This window comes from Pseudomonas sp. NFACC39-1 (genome assembly GCF_900110355.1).
Classification (GTDB): domain Bacteria; phylum Pseudomonadota; class Gammaproteobacteria; order Pseudomonadales; family Pseudomonadaceae; genus Aquipseudomonas; species Aquipseudomonas tehranensis.
In genome coordinates, this window is record NZ_FODL01000001.1 from 664,209 (window position 1) to 682,745 (window position 18,537).

General features: G+C 58.8%; 18 protein-coding genes. 4 read left to right on the top strand and 14 right to left on the bottom strand.

The window, feature by feature from the left end; translation table 11 throughout:
- Window positions 1-21: 21 nt before the first annotated feature.
- Window positions 22-672: a 23S rRNA (uridine(2552)-2'-O)-methyltransferase RlmE gene (rlmE, locus tag BMY45_RS02940; RefSeq protein WP_047229060.1), complete on the bottom strand. Its 651-nt coding sequence runs from the start codon at window positions 670-672 to the stop codon at window positions 22-24.
- 107 nt (window positions 673-779) lie between these two features.
- Between rlmE and BMY45_RS02945 the strand changes: the two genes are divergently transcribed.
- On the top strand, window positions 780-1,088 hold the full coding sequence (locus BMY45_RS02945) for a YhbY family RNA-binding protein (protein WP_003177852.1): 309 nt from the start codon (window positions 780-782) through the stop codon (window positions 1,086-1,088).
- A gap of 10 nt (window positions 1,089-1,098) precedes the next feature.
- Here BMY45_RS02945 and BMY45_RS02950 read toward each other — a convergent pair whose 3' ends face one another.
- The 8 genes from BMY45_RS02950 to grpE form a co-directional block, all read right to left on the bottom strand.
- Entirely contained in the window at window positions 1,099-1,503 is a 405-nt protein-coding gene (locus BMY45_RS02950; protein ID WP_092394287.1) for an MFS transporter, read from the bottom strand.
- 28 nt (window positions 1,504-1,531) lie between these two features.
- Window positions 1,532-2,008 (bottom strand): transcription elongation factor GreA, encoded by a 477-nt coding sequence (gene greA / locus BMY45_RS02955; RefSeq protein ID WP_030139783.1) that lies wholly within the window; start codon window positions 2,006-2,008, stop codon window positions 1,532-1,534.
- A 2-nt stretch (window positions 2,009-2,010) separates the two neighbouring features.
- On the bottom strand, window positions 2,011-5,232 hold the full coding sequence (gene carB / locus BMY45_RS02960; protein ID WP_092394290.1) for a carbamoyl-phosphate synthase large subunit: 3,222 nt from the start codon (window positions 5,230-5,232) through the stop codon (window positions 2,011-2,013).
- Window positions 5,233-5,337: 105 nt separating this feature from the next.
- A complete protein-coding gene (gene carA, locus BMY45_RS02965) occupies window positions 5,338-6,474 on the bottom strand; it encodes a glutamine-hydrolyzing carbamoyl-phosphate synthase small subunit (protein ID WP_047229063.1) in 1,137 nt (378 codons plus the stop codon).
- Between the two features lie 294 nt (window positions 6,475-6,768).
- Window positions 6,769-7,575, bottom strand: a complete 807-nt coding sequence (gene dapB, locus BMY45_RS02970) for a 4-hydroxy-tetrahydrodipicolinate reductase (protein WP_092394293.1) — start codon at window positions 7,573-7,575, stop codon at window positions 6,769-6,771.
- A gap of 9 nt (window positions 7,576-7,584) precedes the next feature.
- Window positions 7,585-8,709: a molecular chaperone DnaJ gene (dnaJ, locus tag BMY45_RS02975; RefSeq protein WP_047229065.1), complete on the bottom strand. Its 1,125-nt coding sequence runs from the start codon at window positions 8,707-8,709 to the stop codon at window positions 7,585-7,587.
- Window positions 8,710-9,069: 360 nt separating this feature from the next.
- Window positions 9,070-10,986 (bottom strand): molecular chaperone DnaK, encoded by a 1,917-nt coding sequence (gene dnaK, locus BMY45_RS02980; RefSeq protein WP_092394296.1) that lies wholly within the window; start codon window positions 10,984-10,986, stop codon window positions 9,070-9,072.
- Window positions 10,987-11,087: 101 nt separating this feature from the next.
- The gene (gene grpE, locus BMY45_RS02985) at window positions 11,088-11,654 is read right to left on the bottom strand and encodes a nucleotide exchange factor GrpE (protein ID WP_092394299.1); all 567 of its coding nucleotides are present in this window, start codon (window positions 11,652-11,654) and stop codon (window positions 11,088-11,090) included.
- 241 nt (window positions 11,655-11,895) lie between these two features.
- Here grpE and recN point away from each other — a divergent pair, with 241 nt between their 5' ends.
- Window positions 11,896-13,569, top strand: a complete 1,674-nt coding sequence (gene recN / locus BMY45_RS02990) for a DNA repair protein RecN (protein WP_092394302.1) — start codon at window positions 11,896-11,898, stop codon at window positions 13,567-13,569.
- A 78-nt stretch (window positions 13,570-13,647) separates the two neighbouring features.
- Here recN and fur read toward each other — a convergent pair whose 3' ends face one another.
- Window positions 13,648-14,052 (bottom strand): ferric iron uptake transcriptional regulator, encoded by a 405-nt coding sequence (gene fur / locus BMY45_RS02995; protein WP_092394305.1) that lies wholly within the window; start codon window positions 14,050-14,052, stop codon window positions 13,648-13,650.
- A 97-nt stretch (window positions 14,053-14,149) separates the two neighbouring features.
- Between fur and BMY45_RS03000 the strand changes: the two genes are divergently transcribed.
- Window positions 14,150-14,677, top strand: a complete 528-nt coding sequence (locus tag BMY45_RS03000) for an outer membrane protein assembly factor BamE (protein WP_092394308.1) — start codon at window positions 14,150-14,152, stop codon at window positions 14,675-14,677.
- Between the two features lie 54 nt (window positions 14,678-14,731).
- Here BMY45_RS03000 and BMY45_RS03005 read toward each other — a convergent pair whose 3' ends face one another.
- From BMY45_RS03005 to BMY45_RS03015, 3 genes are read right to left on the bottom strand one after another with little or no spacing between them, the layout of a single operon-like run.
- Window positions 14,732-15,034, bottom strand: a complete 303-nt coding sequence (locus tag BMY45_RS03005) for an RnfH family protein (RefSeq protein WP_092394311.1) — start codon at window positions 15,032-15,034, stop codon at window positions 14,732-14,734.
- On the bottom strand, window positions 15,031-15,474 hold the full coding sequence (locus BMY45_RS03010) for a type II toxin-antitoxin system RatA family toxin (protein ID WP_092394314.1): 444 nt from the start codon (window positions 15,472-15,474) through the stop codon (window positions 15,031-15,033). Before BMY45_RS03010 ends, BMY45_RS03005 begins: the two co-directional genes overlap by 4 nt.
- A 7-nt stretch (window positions 15,475-15,481) precedes the next feature.
- Window positions 15,482-16,885 (bottom strand): sodium-dependent transporter, encoded by a 1,404-nt coding sequence (locus tag BMY45_RS03015; protein WP_092394918.1) that lies wholly within the window; start codon window positions 16,883-16,885, stop codon window positions 15,482-15,484.
- A 118-nt stretch (window positions 16,886-17,003) separates the two neighbouring features.
- Here BMY45_RS03015 and smpB point away from each other — a divergent pair, with 118 nt between their 5' ends.
- The gene (smpB, locus tag BMY45_RS03020; protein ID WP_025211771.1) at window positions 17,004-17,486 is read left to right on the top strand and encodes an SsrA-binding protein SmpB; all 483 of its coding nucleotides are present in this window, start codon (window positions 17,004-17,006) and stop codon (window positions 17,484-17,486) included.
- 154 nt (window positions 17,487-17,640) lie between these two features.
- On the opposite strand, the gene BMY45_RS03025 is transcribed toward smpB, so the two are convergent.
- On the bottom strand, window positions 17,641-18,408 hold the full coding sequence (locus BMY45_RS03025; protein WP_092394318.1) for an FCD domain-containing protein: 768 nt from the start codon (window positions 18,406-18,408) through the stop codon (window positions 17,641-17,643).
- Window positions 18,409-18,537: the final 129 nt, after the last annotated feature.

The window sequence follows — 18,537 nt, forward strand, 5'->3', positions numbered from 1 at the left end:
AAAAAAAACTATCAGCCTTTATCAAAGACGCTCATCACTGGCTGCGCCTTCAATTCCCCGGAAGCCCCGCGCCAGCAGATACTGCTCACGAGAGCGATCGCGCGACGACAATGGCTTGCGCATCTGCACTTTGTCGAACAGCTTGCGCATCCCCTTGTGGTATTCATCAAAACCTTCACCCTGGAAGACCTTGATCAAAAAATCACCACCTGGGCGCAACACCCGCCCGGCAAGATCCAGGGCCAACTCGCTGAGGAACATGGCTCGAGGCATGTCGACAGCTGCTAATCCACTCATATTGGGGGCCATATCGGAAATCACAAGGTCAACCTGCGTATTTCCGACAGCCTCGAGAATCTGCGCCAGCACGGCGTCTTCGGTGAAATCGCCCTGAATGAAGGTCACGTCGGGGATACTGTCCATTTCCAGGATGTCGGAAGCAATCAATCGCCCCTGACCGCCGATCAGACGACTGGTCACCTGAGACCACCCCCCCGGCGCGGCGCCGAGGTCGATCACGGTCATGCCAGGGCGGATCAGACGATCCTTTTCCTGGATTTCGAGCAATTTATAGCTGGCACGAGAACGATAGCCGTCTTTTTGCGCCATTTTGACGTACGGATCGTTGAAATGCTCTCTGAGCCAGTTCTGGCTAGTCTTGGAACGGGCCACGGGCCACCTCTAAAAAATAAAACGGGTCGTGATTAACTGGGCGGTCCCGGACTCGCTCGGGTAAACTGGCCGCCGCTTTTTACAAGATCAGACGCAGGGGTCAGATTATGCCGCTCACTCAAGAGCAGAAGAAACAATACAAATCCATTGGCCACCATCTGAAACCGGTTTTGACTGTGGCTGACAACGGTTTGACTGAAGGTGTTCTAGCCGAGCTGGAACGCGCCTTGGGCGATCATGAGCTTATCAAGATCAAGCTCAATATTCTCGATCGCGAAGCCCGCCTGGCTGCCGTTGCCGAACTGTGCAAGACCGGCAAGGCAGACCTGGTGCAGGTCATCGGCAAGATGGCACTGATTTATCGCAAGAATTTCAGCGTCAACAAGCAACTGTCGAACGTTCACCGCTTCAAGTAATGCCAAAGGGTCAGGGGTGTGCTTCGCGCACCCTGCTGCTCCATCCGGGTACCGGTTGCAACACCAGCACCAACCCGGAAAAACCCAGCACCAGATAACTGAATACCTGCCACAGGCTCGCATCCGGCCAGCCGAGACGTACAGCAAGAAACATCCCGCACGCATACAACGACATGAGCAGCAACTGCCCACGAATGTCGCGCCATAGACTGTCAAGGCCCTCGGCCTGAACCAGCACCAAAGCCTGAAACACTATGCATGCCGAGGAAAAGCCCACCAGAAGCGACGTCAGCATAGCTGCGATTTCATCGATGAGCAGCGGTGCCAGGCCGATTCGACCCAGCACCGGCAGCAAACCGACGTGCAACAACCAGACGCCGCCCACCCATAACATCTGGGTGAGCTGCCAGATCATGGCGCCCGCTCGCAGCGGACGCCTTCGCTCAGATGTGACGGACTTCGACAATCTCATACTCGATGACACCACCTGGTGTCTTCACAGCCACCACATCACCCTCTTCCTTGGCAATCAAGGCGCGAGCAATGGGAGAGCCGACGGAAATCTTGCCGAGCTTGATGTCCGCCTCATCCTCACCAACGATCTGGTAAGTGACGCTTTCATCCGTCTCAACGTTGGCGATTTCCACCGTGGTGCCGAAAATGACCTTGCCAGTGTGCGGGATCGTCGTGACATCGATGATCACGGCATTCTGCATGCGGCCTTCGATATCACGGACTCGCGCCTCGACCATACCCTGCTCCTCGCGGGCAGCGTGGTATTCGGCGTTTTCCTTGAGATCGCCCAGCTCACGCGCTTCGCCAATCGCCTGACTCAGGCGCGGGCGCTCGACCTTGGTCAGGAAAGCGTGTTCTTCCTCCAGGGCCTTCGCGCCCTGAACAGTCATCGGGTACTTGGTTATGCTCATGCCTTCAATCCTGCATGTAGATCCTGCAAGCGACGCACGGTCTTCTCGGGACCGAACTTGAGCGCTTCGCAGATAGCTTCGCCCGCAGCAATGGTCGTGGTGCAGTAGATCTTGTGCTGCAGCGCGTTGCGACGAATGGAATACGAATCGGCGATCGACTGGCGACCTTCGGTGGTGTTGATGATCAGCGTGACTTCGTCATTCTTGATCATGTCTACCACGTGCGGACGCCCCTCGGTCACCTTGTTCACGCGGCGCACCTTCAAGCCAGCCGCTTCGATCAGCTTGGCGGTACCGGCAGTGGCGACCACTTCGAAGCCCAAGTTGATCAGATCACGGGCCACGCCTGCAACCAGCGGCTTGTCGTCATCACGCACGCTGATGAACGCCGTGCCGCCAGTCGGCAGAACTTCGCTGGCGCCCATCTGGGCCTTGGCAAACGCTTCGCCGAAGGTATCGCCCACGCCCATGACTTCGCCGGTGGACTTCATTTCAGGGCCGAGGATCGGGTCCACGCCAGGGAACTTGGCGAACGGGAACACCGCCTCTTTGACGCTGTAGAAGTTCGGAATGATTTCCTTGGTGAAGTTCAGCTCTTTCAGGGTCTTACCGGCCATGACCCGTGCAGCGATCATCGCCAGGGACACACCGATGCACTTGGAGACGAACGGTACGGTACGGGAAGCGCGCGGGTTGACTTCGATGACGTAGATGTCCTCGCCCTGCAGGGCCAGTTGCACGTTCATCAGGCCGACCACGCCCAGTTCCAAGGCCATTTTCTTGACCTGCTCGCGCATTTCGTCCTGGATGTGGGCCGGCAACGAATAAGGCGGCAGCGAACAAGCGGAGTCACCGGAGTGAACACCGGCCTGCTCGATGTGCTGCATGATCGCGCCGATCACCACGTCCTTGCCGTCACAGACCGCATCCACGTCCATTTCGATGGCGCAGTTGAGGAAGTGGTCCAGCAGCACCGGACTGTCGTTGGACACCTGAACCGCTTCACGCAGGTAGCGCTTGAGCTCATCTTCCTGATAGACGATTTCCATCGCCCGACCGCCCAGCACATAGGACGGACGCACCACCAGCGGGTAACCGATCTTGGCGGCGGCGCGAATCGCTTCGTCTTCACTGCGCACGGTAGCGTTAGGCGGCTGACGCAGGTTCAGACGCTCAACCATCTGCTGGAAGCGCTCACGGTCTTCGGCACGGTCGATGGCGTCCGGACTGGTCCCGATGATCGGCACACCGGCCGCTTCAAGAGCACGCGCCAGTTTCAGAGGGGTCTGGCCACCGTACTGGACGATCACACCTTTTGGCTTCTCGACACGGACGATTTCCAGCACGTCTTCCAGGGTCACTGGTTCGAAATACAGGCGATCGGAGGTGTCGTAGTCGGTGGACACGGTTTCCGGGTTGCAGTTGACCATGATGGTCTCGTACCCGTCGTCGCGCAGGGCCAGTGCCGCGTGCACGCAGCAGTAGTCGAACTCGATACCCTGGCCGATCCGGTTAGGACCGCCGCCCAGGATCATGATCTTGTCACGAGTCGACGGCGCGGCTTCACACTCTTCTTCGTACGTGGAGTACAGGTAAGCGGTGTCGGTGGCGAATTCAGCGGCGCAAGTGTCAACGCGCTTGTAGACCGGGAACACTTCAAGTTTGTGGCGATGAGCCCGCAGGCTCTTCTCGGTCACACCCAGCAGTTTGGCCAGGCGCATGTCGGAGAAGCCCTTGCGCTTGAGGCGGAACATGGTGGCATGGTCAATGCTGGACATGCCCAGGGTCTTGACCTTCTCTTCTTCCTTGATCAGATCTTCGATCTGCACCAGGAACCAAGGGTCGATCATGTTCATGCCGAAGATCTGCTCGACGGTCATGCCGGCACGGAAGGCGTCCGCCACGTACCAGATCCGCTCGGCACCCGGCACGGTCAGCTCACGCTTGAGCTCGCTCATGGCGTCCGGGTGGCTCAGGTCCAGCTTCGGATCGAGGCCGCAAACACCCACTTCCAGACCGCGAAGGGCTTTCTGCAGGGACTCCTGGAAGGTCCGACCGATGGCCATGACTTCACCGACCGACTTCATCTGAGTGGTCAGGCGGGCGTCGGCCTTGGCGAACTTCTCGAAGGCGAAACGTGGCAGCTTGGTGACGACATAGTCGATGGACGGCTCGAAAGACGCCGGGGTCTTGCCACCGGTGATGTCGTTCGACAGTTCGTCCAGGGTGTAACCCACAGCCAGTTTGGCCGCGACCTTGGCGATCGGGAAGCCGGTGGCTTTCGAGGCCAGGGCCGAGGAACGGGATACCCGCGGGTTCATCTCGATGACCACCATGCGACCGGTGTTCGGGCAGATGCCGAACTGGACGTTGGAGCCGCCGGTTTCCACGCCGATCTCGCGCAGTACCGCCAGGGAGGCGTTACGCAGGATCTGGTATTCCTTGTCAGTCAGGGTCTGGGCTGGCGCAACGGTGATCGAGTCACCAGTGTGCACGCCCATCGGGTCGAAGTTTTCGATGGAGCAGACGATGATGCAGTTGTCCTTTTTATCGCGGACAACTTCCATTTCATATTCTTTCCAGCCGATCAGGGATTCGTCGATCAGCAGCTCTTTGGTCGGCGACAGGTCCAGACCACGGGCGCAGATTTCTTCGAATTCCTCACGGTTGTAAGCGATGCCGCCACCGGTGCCGCCCATGGTGAAGGACGGACGGATGATGCACGGGAAGCCCAGACGCTCCAGAACGGCGTTGGCCTCTTCCATGCTGTGGGCGATGCCCGAGCGTGGGCAGTCCAGGCCGATGGATTTCATCGCCTTGTCGAAGCGCGAACGGTCTTCGGCCTTGTCGATGGTGTCGGCGTTGGCGCCGATCATTTCCACGCCGAACTTCTCCAGGACGCCTTCACGTTCCAGGTCCAGGGCGCAGTTCAATGCAGTCTGGCCACCCATGGTCGGTAGCAGTGCGTCCGGACGCTCCTTTTCGATGATCTTGGCAACGGTCTGCCACTTGATCGGCTCGATGTAGGTGGCGTCGGCCATGGCCGGGTCGGTCATGATGGTGGCCGGGTTGGAGTTCACCAGGATGACGCGATAGCCCTCTTCGCGCAGGGCTTTACAGGCCTGGGCGCCGGAGTAGTCGAATTCGCAAGCCTGGCCGATCACGATCGGGCCAGCGCCGAGAATCAGGATGCTTTTTATGTCTGTACGTTTTGGCATGGGTTTGTCACTCAAATCCGCAGGTCAGTCGGCTAGGCCGTCGAACAATCTTTGCAGCGCCCAAGGGGACCACCGGTTTCGGGGCCGCCCTCGGGCTTCACGCGGTCAGCGTCGCTTGGCCATCTCGGTGATGAAGCGATCGAACAGCGGCGCTACATCGTTCGGGCCAGGGCTCGCTTCAGGGTGGCCCTGGAAGCTGAATGCGCTCTTGTCGGTACGCTCGATGCCTTGCAGCGTGCCGTCGAACAGCGACTTATGGATCGCACGCACGTTTGCCGGCAGGGTCGCCTCATCCACCGCAAAACCGTGGTTCTGACTGGTGATCATCACCACGCCAGTATCCAGGTCCTGGACCGGGTGGTTGGCGCCGTGGTGACCGTGACCCATTTTCAAGGTCTTGGCGCCCGACGCGAGGGCCAGCAACTGATGACCGAGGCAGATGCCGAACACCGGGATCTCGGTTTCCAGCACGTCCTTGATCGCCTGGATAGCGTAGTCGCAAGGCTCGGGGTCACCCGGGCCGTTGGACAGGAACACGCCGTCAGGATTGAGGGCCAGGACATCTGCCGCCGGGGTCTGCGCGGGCACCACGGTCACGCGGCAACCACGCTCCACCAGCATGCGCAGGATGTTCAGCTTGACGCCGTAGTCGTACGCAACCACGTGGTACGGCAGCTCGGAAGCCTCGATCGTCGCGTGGCTGTCGGTTTTCAAGTCCCAGACCGTGGAGCGCCACTCATACTGCTTCTTGGTGCTGACGACTTTCGCCAGATCCATGCCCTTAAGGCCAGGGAAGCCCTGGGCAGCGGCGATGGCAGCTTCTTCGGTGATGTTGTCACCGGCCATGATGCAGCCGTTCTGCGCGCCTTTCTCGCGGAGGATGCGGGTCAGGCGACGGGTGTCGATACCGGCGATCGCCACAACGTTGTTGGCTTTCAGGTAGTCGGACAGGGACATGGTGTTACGCCAGTTGCTCGCTACCAGCGGCAGATCACGGATGACCAGGCCGGCGGACCAGACACGATCGGACTCGGCATCTTGCGGCGTGGTGCCGGTGTTGCCGATGTGCGGGTAAGTCAAAGTAACGATTTGCTGGGCGTAGGAAGGATCGGTAAGAATTTCCTGATAGCCGGTCATTGCGGTGTTAAACACCACCTCACCAACGGTCTGACCGTCGGCTCCAATGGCTTCGCCGCGAAAAATGCTGCCATCAGCAAGGGCGAGTATGGCTGGCTTAGTCAAGAAGACCTCCCGTAAATAAAGCCTGAAAGGGCGATCGCAGGTTGTAAAAAAGCGGAGTGACGTATGGACACGTCACCCCGCTTGTTCACTGAATTATTCTGCGCGCTTTTAGTGGACACACTAAAGCTGTAGCTTACAGAAAAAGGCTTTTTTGGTCCACCGCTAATGAGCCTTAAAGGCAGGGGAATGCGACAGGTCGTCGCGAGGCGGTGTAAAACGGGGCTCAGTATAACCTGAACCCCGCTTTCTGGCGCTGCGTCTGGCAAAAGGTTTGCGAGACAGCACACCGGAACATCAACGCAGGTCGAGAACATCCTGCATGTCGTACAGACCAGCCTCGCGACCATCCAGCCACAAAGCGGCACGCACCGCACCCTTGGCGAAGGTCATCCGGCTTGACGCCTTGTGAGTGATCTCCAGACGCTCACCCTCTGTGGCGAACAGCACGGTGTGATCCCCCACCACATCACCACCACGAACCGTGGCGAAACCGATGGTGTCTCGCTCACGAGCACCGGTATGCCCTTCGCGCCCGTAGACGGCGACCTTCTGCAGATCGCGACCCAAGGCATCGGCAATCACTTCACCCATGCGCAGGGCCGTGCCCGAAGGCGCGTCGATCTTGTGTCGGTGGTGAGCCTCGATGATTTCGATATCCGCATCGTCACCCAAAACTCGAGCCGTCATCTCCAGCAGCTTCAACGACAGATTCACACCCACGCTGAAGTTCGCCGCAAAAACGATCGGAATATCGTTGCCAGCCTCGGCCAGCAACTGCTTTTGCGCAGCATCCAGCCCGGTCGTACCAATGACCATCGCCTTGCCGTGCTTGCGGCAAATGGCGAGGTTTTTCAGCATCACTTGCGGCAGGGTGAAATCGATTAGGACATCGAACTCATCCAAGACCTTTTCCAGACCACCGGACATCGGTACCCCGATACGCCCCAGGGATGCCAGCTCACCCGCATCAGCACCGACCAGTGTACTGTCGGGCCGGACGATAGCGGCTGTCAGGCCCGAGAGCGGCGAGCGCTGCTGCACCGCCTCGACCAACGCCTTGCCCATGCGCCCGGCAGCGCCCATCACAGCTATACGTCGCATGCGAGCTCCTTACAGATCGCCGAAGAAGCGCTTCACGCCTTCGAACCAACCGGTGGTTTTCGGAGAGTGGCTGTTATCGTCCGCCAGCGAACTGCGGAACTCTTCCAGCAACTCGCGCTGGCGCCGGCTCAGGTTGACCGGAGTTTCCACCGCAACACGACACATCAGGTCACCCGCACCGCCGCCACGCACCGGCGCAACACCCTTGCCGCGAATCCGGAATTGCTTGCCGGTTTGCGTACCTTCGGGAATTTTCAGCTTCACGCGACCATCGAGGGTTGGAATCTCAAGCTCGCCGCCCAAGGCCGCATCGACGAAACTGATCGGCACTTCGCAGAACAGATGCTTGCCGTCGCGCTGGAAAATAGCGTGCTCACGCACATTGATGACCACGTACAGGTCGCCGGTCGGGCCGCCTTGGGCACCCGCCTCGCCTTCACCGGACAAACGGATGCGGTCGCCGGTATCGACACCAGCCGGCACTTTCACCGACAGCGTCTTGTACTCTTCAACGCGCCCTTCGCCGTGGCAGGAATCGCACGGATCGGAAATGATCTTGCCTTGCCCGTGGCAACGCGGGCAGGTCTGCTGCACAGAGAAGAAACCCTGTTGCATGCGCACCTGACCGATGCCGCCGCAGGTCGGGCAGGTGACGGGCGAGGAGCCCTTCTTGGCGCCCGAACCGTCACACGGCTTGCAATTGACCAGCGTGGGAACACGGATGTTGACGGTGGTACCGCGCACCGCCTCTTCCAGATTCAACTCCAGCGTGTAGCGCAAATCGCTGCCGCGCTGGGCGCCACCACGCGCACCACCGCGACCGCCGCCGAAGAAGTCGCTGAACACATCGCCAAAAATATCGGAGAAGTTCTGCCCGCCAAAACCGGCACCGCCGCCACCCATGCTCGGGTCGACACCAGCATGACCGTACTGGTCGTAAGCTGCACGCTTGCTGGAGTCGGACAGTACTTCGTAAGCCTCGTTGGCTTCTTTGAACAACTCTTCCGACGCTTTGTCGTCGGGATTACGGTCCGGGTGGTGCTTCATTGCCAGACGACGGTAGGCCTTTTTCAGGTCCGCGTCGCTTGAACCACGCTCGACACCCAATACTTCGTAATAGTCACGCTTTGCCATTAGTCTTTGCACTCTTATAGGACGTCCGGCAAACCTCTCCTGAACCTTGCCAAACTCGTTGAGCCGCAATACAGGCCCGGACCCAACTCACGTCGATTCAACGATCCTGGTCTTGGGCCTTGAACGAAAAGTGCGACTTTCCGTACAAACCCACCTCTTTCAGCCAGGGAACCGGCCAAAACGCGGCGTCTCTCGCTCGGAAAGCAGGAGCATTCCCGATCACACCGCCAGCATCCGAACGCTGTCGCATGCTGTAAAAATTCACTGACTCCAGACACGCCAACGCGGGAGCAAGCTCCCGCGCGGCGACATCCTACCAGTCACCGCACAAATGCAGTCAACCGGCCGACCAACAAGCGATTACTTGTGGTCTTTCACTTCTTCGAACTCGGCATCAACGACATCATCGGCTTTTTCGGCCGACTCGCCTTGCTGCGCTGCGCCTTCAGCCGGCTGAGCCTGCTCGGCGTACATCTTCTGAGCCACTGGTGCGGAGACCTTGGACAGCTCTTCGATCTTCGCCTCGATGGCTGCCTTGTCGTCGCCTTTGACAGCTGCTTCAAGGGCAACCACGGCAGCCTCGATGGCGGTTTTCTCTTCAGCGGTCACTTTGTCGCCAGCATCAGCGATCATCTTGCGAGTCGAGTGCACCAGGGCGTCACCCTGGTTGCGAGCACTGGCCAGCTCTTCGAACTTGCGGTCTTCTTCGGCGTTGACTTCAGCATCGCGAACCATCTGCTGAATTTCTTCCTCGGACAGACCGGAGTTGGCCTTGATCACGATCGACTGGGTCTTGCCGGTGGCCTTGTCTTTCGCACCAACATGCAGGATGCCGTTGGCGTCGATGTCGAAGGTCACTTCGATTTGTGGCACGCCACGTGGAGCTGGCGGAATCTCGGCCAAGTCGAACTTGCCCAGGGACTTGTTCTGCGCAGCTTGCTTGCGCTCACCCTGCAGCACGTGAATGGTCACGGCGTTCTGGTTGTCATCGGCAGTCGAGAACACTTGGGATTTCTTGGTAGGAATCGTAGTGTTTTTCTCGATCAGCGCAGTCATCACGCCACCCATGGTTTCGATACCCAGGGTCAGCGGGCTGACGTCGAGCAGCAGAACGTCTTTCACGTCACCAGCCAGAACAGCCCCCTGAATCGCGGCACCCATGGCAACGGCTTCGTCCGGGTTCACGTCTTTACGCGCTTCTTTACCGAAGAAATCGGTCACCAGCTTCTGAACCAGCGGCATACGGGTCTGGCCGCCGACCAGGATCACGTCGTTGATCGAACCAACGTCGATACCGGCGTCCTTCATGGCAATGCGGCAAGGTTCGATGGTGCGCTGAACCAGGTCTTCCACCAGCGCTTCGAGCTTGGCGCGGGAGATTTTCACGTTCAAGTGCTTCGGACCGGTGGCATCTGCAGTGATGTACGGCAGGTTCACGTCGGTCGACTGGCTCGAGGACAGCTCGATCTTGGCTTTTTCGGCAGCTTCTTTCAGACGCTGCATGGCCAGCGGGTCACCCTTGAGGTTCATGCCGCTTTCTTTCTTGAATTCGTCGACGAGGTAGTCGATCAGACGAATGTCGAAGTCCTCACCACCGAGGAAGGTGTCACCGTTGGTGGCCAGTACTTCGAACTGGTGCTCACCATCGACTTCAGCGATCTCGATCACGGAGACGTCGAAGGTACCGCCACCCAAGTCATAAACGATCACGGTGTGATCGCCCTTGGCCTTGTCCATGCCGTAAGCCAGAGCGGCTGCGGTTGGTTCGTTGATGATGCGCTTGACGTCCAGGCCCGCGATGCGACCGGCGTCTTTGGTGGCCTGACGCTGGCTGTCGTTGAAGTAGGCCGGAACAGTGATGACCGCTTCGGTCACCGCTTCGCCGAGGTAGTCTTCGGCGGTTTTCTTCATTTTCTTCAGGATTTCCGCCGAGATCTGTGGCGGCGCCATTTTCTGGCCGTTCACTTCAACCCAGGCGTCGCCGTTGTCAGCCTTGGCGATTTTGTAAGGCACCATCTTGATGTCTTTCTGAACGACTTCTTCGTCGAACTTGCGACCGATCAGACGCTTCACCGCGTAGAGGGTGTTATGCGGATTGGTCACTGCCTGACGCTTGGCGGACTGGCCAACCAGAATTTCGCCATCGTTGGCGTACGCGATGATCGACGGCGTAGTACGCGCGCCTTCAGCGTTTTCAATTACTTTGGCCTTGCCGTTTTCCAGCACGGAGACGCACGAGTTGGTGGTCCCCAGGTCGATACCGATAATCTTGCCCATGTTAACTCTCCCGGAACTTGGATTTTGTTGCCGCAGCAGTGGTGGCTAACTGCGGTAGCACTTAAACGCTTGACTTCTAAATGGGGCCGCTGCGCGGAATTTCAAGCCTGCTCATCAATAGAAGGCGAAACCGGTGCTGGTGCCTTGCTGACCACAACCATGGCCGGGCGCAGCAAGCGACCGTTGAGCAGGTAGCCCTTCTGGAAAACCTTCAATACGCTGTTGGGCTCGACGTCTGCACTTTCCTGCATCGCCATGGCCTGATGGTGCTCGGCATTGAAGGGCTCGCCATGCGGATCAATGGCTTCAAGCTGATAGCGCTTGAGCGTGTCCTGGAACATTTTCAAGGTCAGCTCAATGCCTTCACGCATCGGACGAATGTTTTCGTCGTCCGGATTGGACAGCTCCAGGCCGCGCTCCAGACTGTCGATGATCGGCAACAGGTCGCCTGCGAACCGCTCCAGGGCGAATTTATGAGCTTTTTCAACATCTTGCTCGGCGCGACGGCGGACATTCTGCAGGTCGGCGGCTACACGCAACGCCTGATCCTGCGCACCGGCCAGTTGCTCTTCGAGCACTTGTACACGTGCCGCCAGGTCGTCACCCGAATCCTGGGGAGCCTGATTGGCGTCTAGATTTTGCGTGTCCTGCGTCTGTTCGTCAGCCATAGATTTCTCCTTTCAACTTCGTCCGCGAGCTCAACTCGCGCTTCTGCCCCGGTATATGGGGCCGGGTTTTTCAGCTTCAAGGGCGGTCCGACGAATTAACCTTACAAAAAACCCCTGCATATCCATTCCTCCCGGTGCTAAGAAAGTCATTCGCTCAAGCAAATCGAGCTAAGCGAAGGCATTGTCAGCTCGAAACAAAACACTGTATAAATAACCAGACCTAAGCCTGGGAGCGGCCTTTATGCTGGTGCACCTGTCCGTACACAACTACGCCATCGTCGAACACCTCGACCTCGAACTCGATCGGGGCATGAGCGTGATCACCGGTGAAACCGGTGCCGGCAAATCGATCATGCTCGACGCCCTGGGCCTGACGCTGGGCGATCGCGCCGACAGTGGCGTGGTACGCCCCGGGGCGGACAAGGCCGACATCCTGGCCACCTTCGACCTGATCGACATTCCCGAAGCCAGCGCCTGGCTGGCGGAACGTGACCTGGATACCGACGGCCTGTGCATATTGCGCCGCGTCATCACCGCCGAAGGTCGGTCGCGGGGCTACATCAACGGTACGCCCTGCCCCCTCGGCGACCTCAAGGCGTTGGGTGAGCTGTTGATCGACATCCACAGCCAACATGAACACCAGTCCCTGCTCAAGACCGAGACCCATCGCCGCCTGCTCGACGAATACGCCGGCGCCACCGACCTGGCCCGCCAGGTTCAACTGGCCGCCCAGCGATGGCGCCAGACCCGCCAGGAACTGGATCGACTCTCCAACTCCGGTGACGAACAACGTGCCCGCCACCAGTTGCTGAGTTATCAACTCGAAGAGCTGGAGAACCTGGCCTTGGGTGAAAACGAGCTGGCGGAACTGGAACAGGAACACAAGAACCTCACCAATGCCGAAACCCTGCTGGGCATTTGCCGGCAAGTGGTCGAGCAATGCAGTGAAAGCGACTCGGGTAACGTGCTCAATGCACTGACGGCCAGCCTGAACCGGCTGTCCAGCGTCAACAATTCGGTAGGCGCCCTGAGCGAGGCGACCAATCTGCTCACAAGTGCACAGATTCAGGTCGAGGAGGCCGTCGGCGAACTCAACCGGTTTCTGGATCATTTCGACGCCGATCCGGCGCGCCTGCAATATCTGGAAGAACGCCTGGACACTATCTATACGCTGGCACGCAAGCACCGCGTCCAGCCAACCGATGTCGCCGAACTGCAGCAACGCCTGCTTGAAGAACTGGAGACCCTGAACGCTAACGACGAATCCATTGAGCGCCTGGGAGACGAATTGGCGTCCTATGCCCGTCATTATCAGGAGAAAGCCAGGGAGCTCAGTGAACTGCGTCAGCAGGCCGCGATCGGGCTGGCCGGTGCCGTTGAGCAGGAGATCCAGCGCCTGGGCATGCCCGGCGGGCGCTTCACCATCGAGCTGCACCCCAACACGGGGGACGAACTTCAACCCAACGGGCTGGAGCAGGTGGAGTTGCTGGTCAGCGCCAACCCCGGGCAACCGCTCAAGGCCCTGGCCAAAGTCGCCTCCGGCGGCGAGTTGTCACGAATCAGCCTGGCCATCCAGGTCATCACCGCACAGACCTCTCGCGTGCCGACGCTGGTATTCGACGAAGTGGACGTGGGCATTGGCGGCCCTACGGCGGAAATTGTCGGCCAGTTGCTGCGTCGACTCGGGGAGCGTGGCCAGGTGCTGACAGTGACTCACCTGCCCCAGGTCGCAGCCCAAGGACACCAGCATTTATTTGTGCACAAGGTGCGTGATGAGGACGCCACTCGCACCGCTGTGTCCAAGCTGAACAAGAACGAGCGAGTTGAAGAAGTGGCACGGATGCTGGGGGGGATTGATCTCACCAAAGAATCCCTGGCCCACGCGAAGAAAATGGTCGTCGCGGCAAAAGCCTGACAAAAGCCGTAAAGCAAGAAGGCGACCCCGGGGGGTCGCCTTCTTTCGTTTTGAGAGCTTTGGGCTCACGCGACGTGCTTACTTCTTCTCGCGCACATGCAAGACGAGATGGTGATCGATCAGCTCGAAACCATGTCTTTCAGCGATTTCCTTTTGCAGCGCTTCGATTTCCGGGCTAATGAATTCGATGACCTCACGGGTTTCCACGTTCACCATGTGATCGTGATGTTCCCCGTCAGCCAATTCAAAGACCGCATGACCGCCATCGAAATTGTGACGAGCCACAAGCCCCGCCGCTTCGAACTGGGTCAGGACACGGTAAACCGTGGCCAGACCGACGTCCTCGCCAGCTTCCATAAGTGCCTTGTAGACATCCTCGGCACTCATGTGGCGCTGCTCGGCGGAATCGAGCATTTGTAGAATTTTGACCCGTGGCAGGGTCACTTTGAGGCCGGCTTTGCGTAGTTCGCTATTTTCAACCATGGTCAGCTTTCTCGCGATGCTGCTTCGCAGCTTCTCTTAATGCGGGTATGATCGGCGTTTACGTTGTCCCAGCCAAGATAGTGGAAGTCGCCCACCGATGCAAAACACCAAGCTCTTGCTAACCAGTTTCACCTTTGTGGGACTGCTCGCACTCGCCGGTTGTTCATTCCCCGGGGTTTACAAAATCGACATCCAGCAGGGCAATGTCGTCACGCAGGACATGATAGACCAGTTACGCCCGGGAATGACCCGTCGGCAAGTACGGTTTATCATGGGTAACCCTCTGCTGACCGACACGTTCCATGCCGATCGCTGGGATTATTTGTACAGCCTGCAACCAGGTGGTGGTGAACGCCAACAGGAACGCATCAGCGTTATCTTCAACGCCAATGACCAGCTTGTCAGCCTGTCGGGCGACTTCATGCCCGGTGTGAGCCGCGACGAGGCCATTATGGGCCAGGACAGCGGCACTGTGGTGACCGACCCAGCCCAGAATGCCGAGCAGCCGAAACCGGAAAAACCGGTCAAGCCAGGCTCGTTGCTCGATCAGATCCAGAAGGACGTGGACAACGTCGAGACCGTACCGGTCCCGACGCCAGAACCGCTGGATACCTCGCCGCAATAAATTGCTCAATAAAAAACCCGGCTTGCCGGGTTTTTTATGGCCTGCAATTCAGCGCTATTGATCAGTTTGGCGCGCCTGAGCGGCCTTGGCGGCGCGCAGCCGCCGAATCTCTTTTGGATCGGCCAATAACGGTCGATAAATTTCAAGTCGATCAGCCGCCCGCACCACCTGGCGATCCGGATCGGCCACCACCTTGCCAAAAATCCCCACCGGGCAAGTGGCCAGATCCAGCTGCGGAAACTCGGCAGCAATGCCAGAAGCCGCTAACGCCGCCCGAACACTGGTGCCTTCCGGCACGGAAAATACGCGCAAGACCTGACGATCGACGCAGGCATACACCACTTCCAGCTCAATCAACGCGCAAGCTCGGCGTTTTGCTTGGCGCGCTGGCAGAACGCGTCGACCAGGGTATTGGCCGCCTGATTGAACAGCGGGCCAAGCGTGGCTCGCACCAACGGGCCAGCGTAGTCGAACGACAGATCCAGACTGATCTTGCAGGCTTTCTCTCCCAGCGCCTTGAACACCCAGACGCCGTGGAGCTGATTGAAGGGCCCTTCTTCCAGGTTCATTTCAATGGACTGTCCAGGCACCAGGGTGTTGCGCGTGACAAAGTGCTGGCTCAATCCGCCCTTGGCGACATTGAGGCTGGCGCGCATATGGGTTTCAGAGCTTTCGAGCACTTCGGCAGACGAGCACCAAGGCAAAAATTGCGGGTAACTTGCCACATCGTTGACCAGGTCGTACAACGCCTGCGCCGGATAGGGCAGCAAGGCCGAGCGTTGAATATGTGTCGTCATGTAAGCGTCACTTCCACAGCTGGGCGGCAAACACTACGAGAATGCCGATGGGCGCCACATAGCGCATCAAGAACAGGCTCAAGGTAAACAATACAGGACTGCGCAACGACAATTCGTCCCGCACCGCCTCACGCCCCATGACCCATCCTGCAAACACCACGAAACACAAACCACCCAGCGGCAGCATGATCCGTGATGTGAAGAAATCAATCACGCCGAAGAAATCCAGCCCTCCGGCCGCTCCCCACTGGTAGAGATGGAACAGCCCGCCGTCGTTCACGAAAAACTTCGCTTGTTTCCATATATTGAAGGAAAACACCGTCCCCAGGCCAACGAACCAACAGGTAAAGGCCAGCCAGAACGTCACCCAGGCGCGACTGAGCCGGGTCCGCTCCACCAGATAGGCGACCATGGGTTCGAGCAGGGAAATGGCCGAACTCCAGGCAGCAATGGCCACCAGGAGAAAAAACACCACGCCCATGAATTGACCAAACGCCATGTTGCCGAAAGCGAATGGCAGGCTGACAAACATCAGCCCCGGCCCTTCGCTAGGGTTCAGGCCGGCGGCGAAGACAATCGGAAACAACGCCAGCCCGGCCAGCAACGATACAAAGGTATCCAGCAGCGCAACACCAACGACGGTCCTGGTCAGCGAGGCGCTCTTGGGCATGTAGGCGCCATAGATCATGATCGACCCCACCCCCACGCTCAGGGAGAAAAAAGCATGCCCCATGGCCGGCAGCAGGCCATCCAGAACTTTCTCCGGCTGGAAATCGAACATGAAGTGAACGCCTTCCATGAAGTGCCCGGTGGTCATGCTGTAGCCCAGCAATACCAGGATCATCACGAACAGCAGCGGCATCATGATTCGCAGGCTGCGCTCAAGCCCCGCAACAACCCCACGGGCAATCACCACCGCAGAAAGCAGCATGAAAATCGTATGCCAAAGTGTCAGCCGCCAGGGATCGGAGATCACATCGCCGAAGTAGGCGCCGACCTGATCGGGTGTCACCCCCTGAAAGTCCCCACGTCCCATATCGATGATGTAGTCCAGCGACCAGCCGCCAACCACACTGTAGAAAGACAGAATCAGCAGCGCCGTGATCATTCCGGCAAACGCGCCCCACGACCACTTGGCCGAGTGCCCGGCCTCCAGCGCCAGCACCTTCAAGGCATTGGCCGGGCTTTGCCGGGCGCGACGACCGATGAGGGTTTCGGCCAGCATCACCGGCGCGCCGATGAGCGCGATGCACGCCAGAAACATCAATACAAAGGCACCGCCACCATAGACGCCGACCATGTAGGGAAATTTCCAGATACTGCCCAGCCCCACGGCCGAACCGGTCGCGGCGAATATGAAGACCCAGCGGCTAGCCCAACTGCCGTGGACAGAAACCTTGTCTGTCGACATCGTGATCACGCCCAAGCGTTCGAAAAAGAGGCCGCATTGTCCGGGATTCATTCAACCTGCTCAAGCACGTAGCTTCACCGTAGCCGACACGCCCGCAACTGCCTATAATGCCGCCCCTATGGCTAAACAGAAGAAACACCCCACAGGGACCATCGCGCAAAATAAAAAAGCGCGACACGACTACTTCATCGAACAGCGTTTCGAGGCTGGCATGGTCCTGGCCGGCTGGGAAGTAAAGAGCTTACGTGCAGGCAAGGCGCAACTGGTCGACAGTTATGTGCTGCTCAAGGACGGCGAGGCCTGGCTGCTGGGCAGCCATATCACGCCCCTGACCACCGCCAGCACCCACGTCATCGCCGATCCGACACGCTCGCGCAAGCTGCTGCTCAACAGGCGCGAGCTGGAAAAGCTCTTCGCCTCCGTGCAGCAAAAAGGCTACGCCTGCGTCTGCACGTCGTTGTACTGGAGCAAGCATTTGATCAAGTGCGAAATTGCGCTGGGCAAAGGCAAGAAGGAATACGACAAGCGTGATACCGAGCGCGAACGCGACGCCGGTCGCGAGCTGCAACGCGCGGTGCGTAACAAGGGCAAGGAAGACTGACTCTTTCGCCTGGGCTCTGTGTTCGCTGAAGATCCAATGTGGGAGCGAGCCTGCTCGCGATGACGGAGGCACATGCAACCTTGATGTGTCTGACAGACCGTTTTCGCGAGCAGGCTCGCTCCCACAGGGGTCCAATCGCTATAGAACCAACTGACTACATCCCCTTGCGCCGCTCCGCCCGCGCCACCCGCTGCACTTCCTGACGTACCTCTTCCAACACTTCCTGCACATACAGAATATGCCGGCTGGAGACTTCCCGGGCCTGCTCGGCGTGCCCGCCCATAATAGCCTGGTACAACTCACGATGCTGGCTGATGAGCATGTCTCGGGTTTCGCTGCGCTGCTTGTACATGCCGCCAATGTTGGTGACGACGTTGCGTTTGAGTAGGTCGAACAGACCCCGAATCGTATGCAGCAACACTGCATTGTGACTGGCTTCGGCGATGGCCAGGTGAAACCGGGCATCGGCCGCGCCCTCCTCTGCCCGGCTCACATTTTCATGGCGTGAATAGCAATCCTGAAGCTCCTCGAACGCCGCCGTCAGCCGCTCGCGATCCACGTCAGTGGCCCGCTGTGCCGCGTAGTAAGCGCAGGAAGCTTCCAGGGTATGGCGAAACTCCAGCAAATCACGTTGCGCTTCAGGATTGCTTTCCAACAACTGCAACAGTGGATCACTGAAGGTTGAGCCCAGCGACTCCACCACATAGTTGCCACCACCCTGGCGACTGACCAGCAAACCCTTGGCCGCCAGTTTCTGAATCGCTTCGCGCAACGAAGGGCGTGACACGCCGAACTGCTCAGCCAAGGCACGCTCGGCGGGCAGGCGTTCGCCGGATTTCAGCGTGCCTTCAAGGATCATTCCTTCAAGCCGCTCGACAATATCGTCAGACAAACGGCGCTGACGAATCTGATCAAACCCCATAACTCGACTCTCCACGATCCCGACGGCTCGCCGGGCTCTCTATTCTGGCCTATCCGCGCCCCGCCGACACCCTCCAGAAGCCACTTATACCCACAGATCAGATGCCAACGACCGTCCTCATTCGACGAA

Coding starts and splice junctions, on each gene's coding strand:
- smpB (WP_025211771.1), top strand. CDS start 17,004: ATGGCTAAACAGAAGAAACACCCCACAGGGACCATCGCGCAAAATAAA.
- BMY45_RS02945 (WP_003177852.1), top strand. CDS start 780: ATGCCGCTCACTCAAGAGCAGAAGAAACAATACAAATCCATTGGCCAC.
- dnaK (WP_092394296.1), bottom strand. CDS start 10,986: ATGGGCAAGATTATCGGTATCGACCTGGGGACCACCAACTCGTGCGTC.
- fur (WP_092394305.1), bottom strand. CDS start 14,052: ATGGTTGAAAATAGCGAACTACGCAAAGCCGGCCTCAAAGTGACCCTG.
- grpE (WP_092394299.1), bottom strand. CDS start 11,654: ATGGCTGACGAACAGACGCAGGACACGCAAAATCTAGACGCCAATCAG.
- BMY45_RS02950 (WP_092394287.1), bottom strand. CDS start 1,503: ATGATCTGGCAGCTCACCCAGATGTTATGGGTGGGCGGCGTCTGGTTG.
- BMY45_RS03015 (WP_092394918.1), bottom strand. CDS start 16,885: ATGTCGACAGACAAGGTTTCTGTCCACGGCAGTTGGGCTAGCCGCTGG.
- dnaJ (WP_047229065.1), bottom strand. CDS start 8,709: ATGGCAAAGCGTGACTATTACGAAGTATTGGGTGTCGAGCGTGGTTCA.
- BMY45_RS03025 (WP_092394318.1), bottom strand. CDS start 18,408: ATGGGGTTTGATCAGATTCGTCAGCGCCGTTTGTCTGACGATATTGTC.
- carB (WP_092394290.1), bottom strand. CDS start 5,232: ATGCCAAAACGTACAGACATAAAAAGCATCCTGATTCTCGGCGCTGGC.
- dapB (WP_092394293.1), bottom strand. CDS start 7,575: ATGCGACGTATAGCTGTGATGGGCGCTGCCGGGCGCATGGGCAAGGCG.
- BMY45_RS03000 (WP_092394308.1), top strand. CDS start 14,150: ATGCAAAACACCAAGCTCTTGCTAACCAGTTTCACCTTTGTGGGACTG.
- BMY45_RS03010 (WP_092394314.1), bottom strand. CDS start 15,474: ATGACGACACATATTCAACGCTCGGCCTTGCTGCCCTATCCGGCGCAG.
- recN (WP_092394302.1), top strand. CDS start 11,896: ATGCTGGTGCACCTGTCCGTACACAACTACGCCATCGTCGAACACCTC.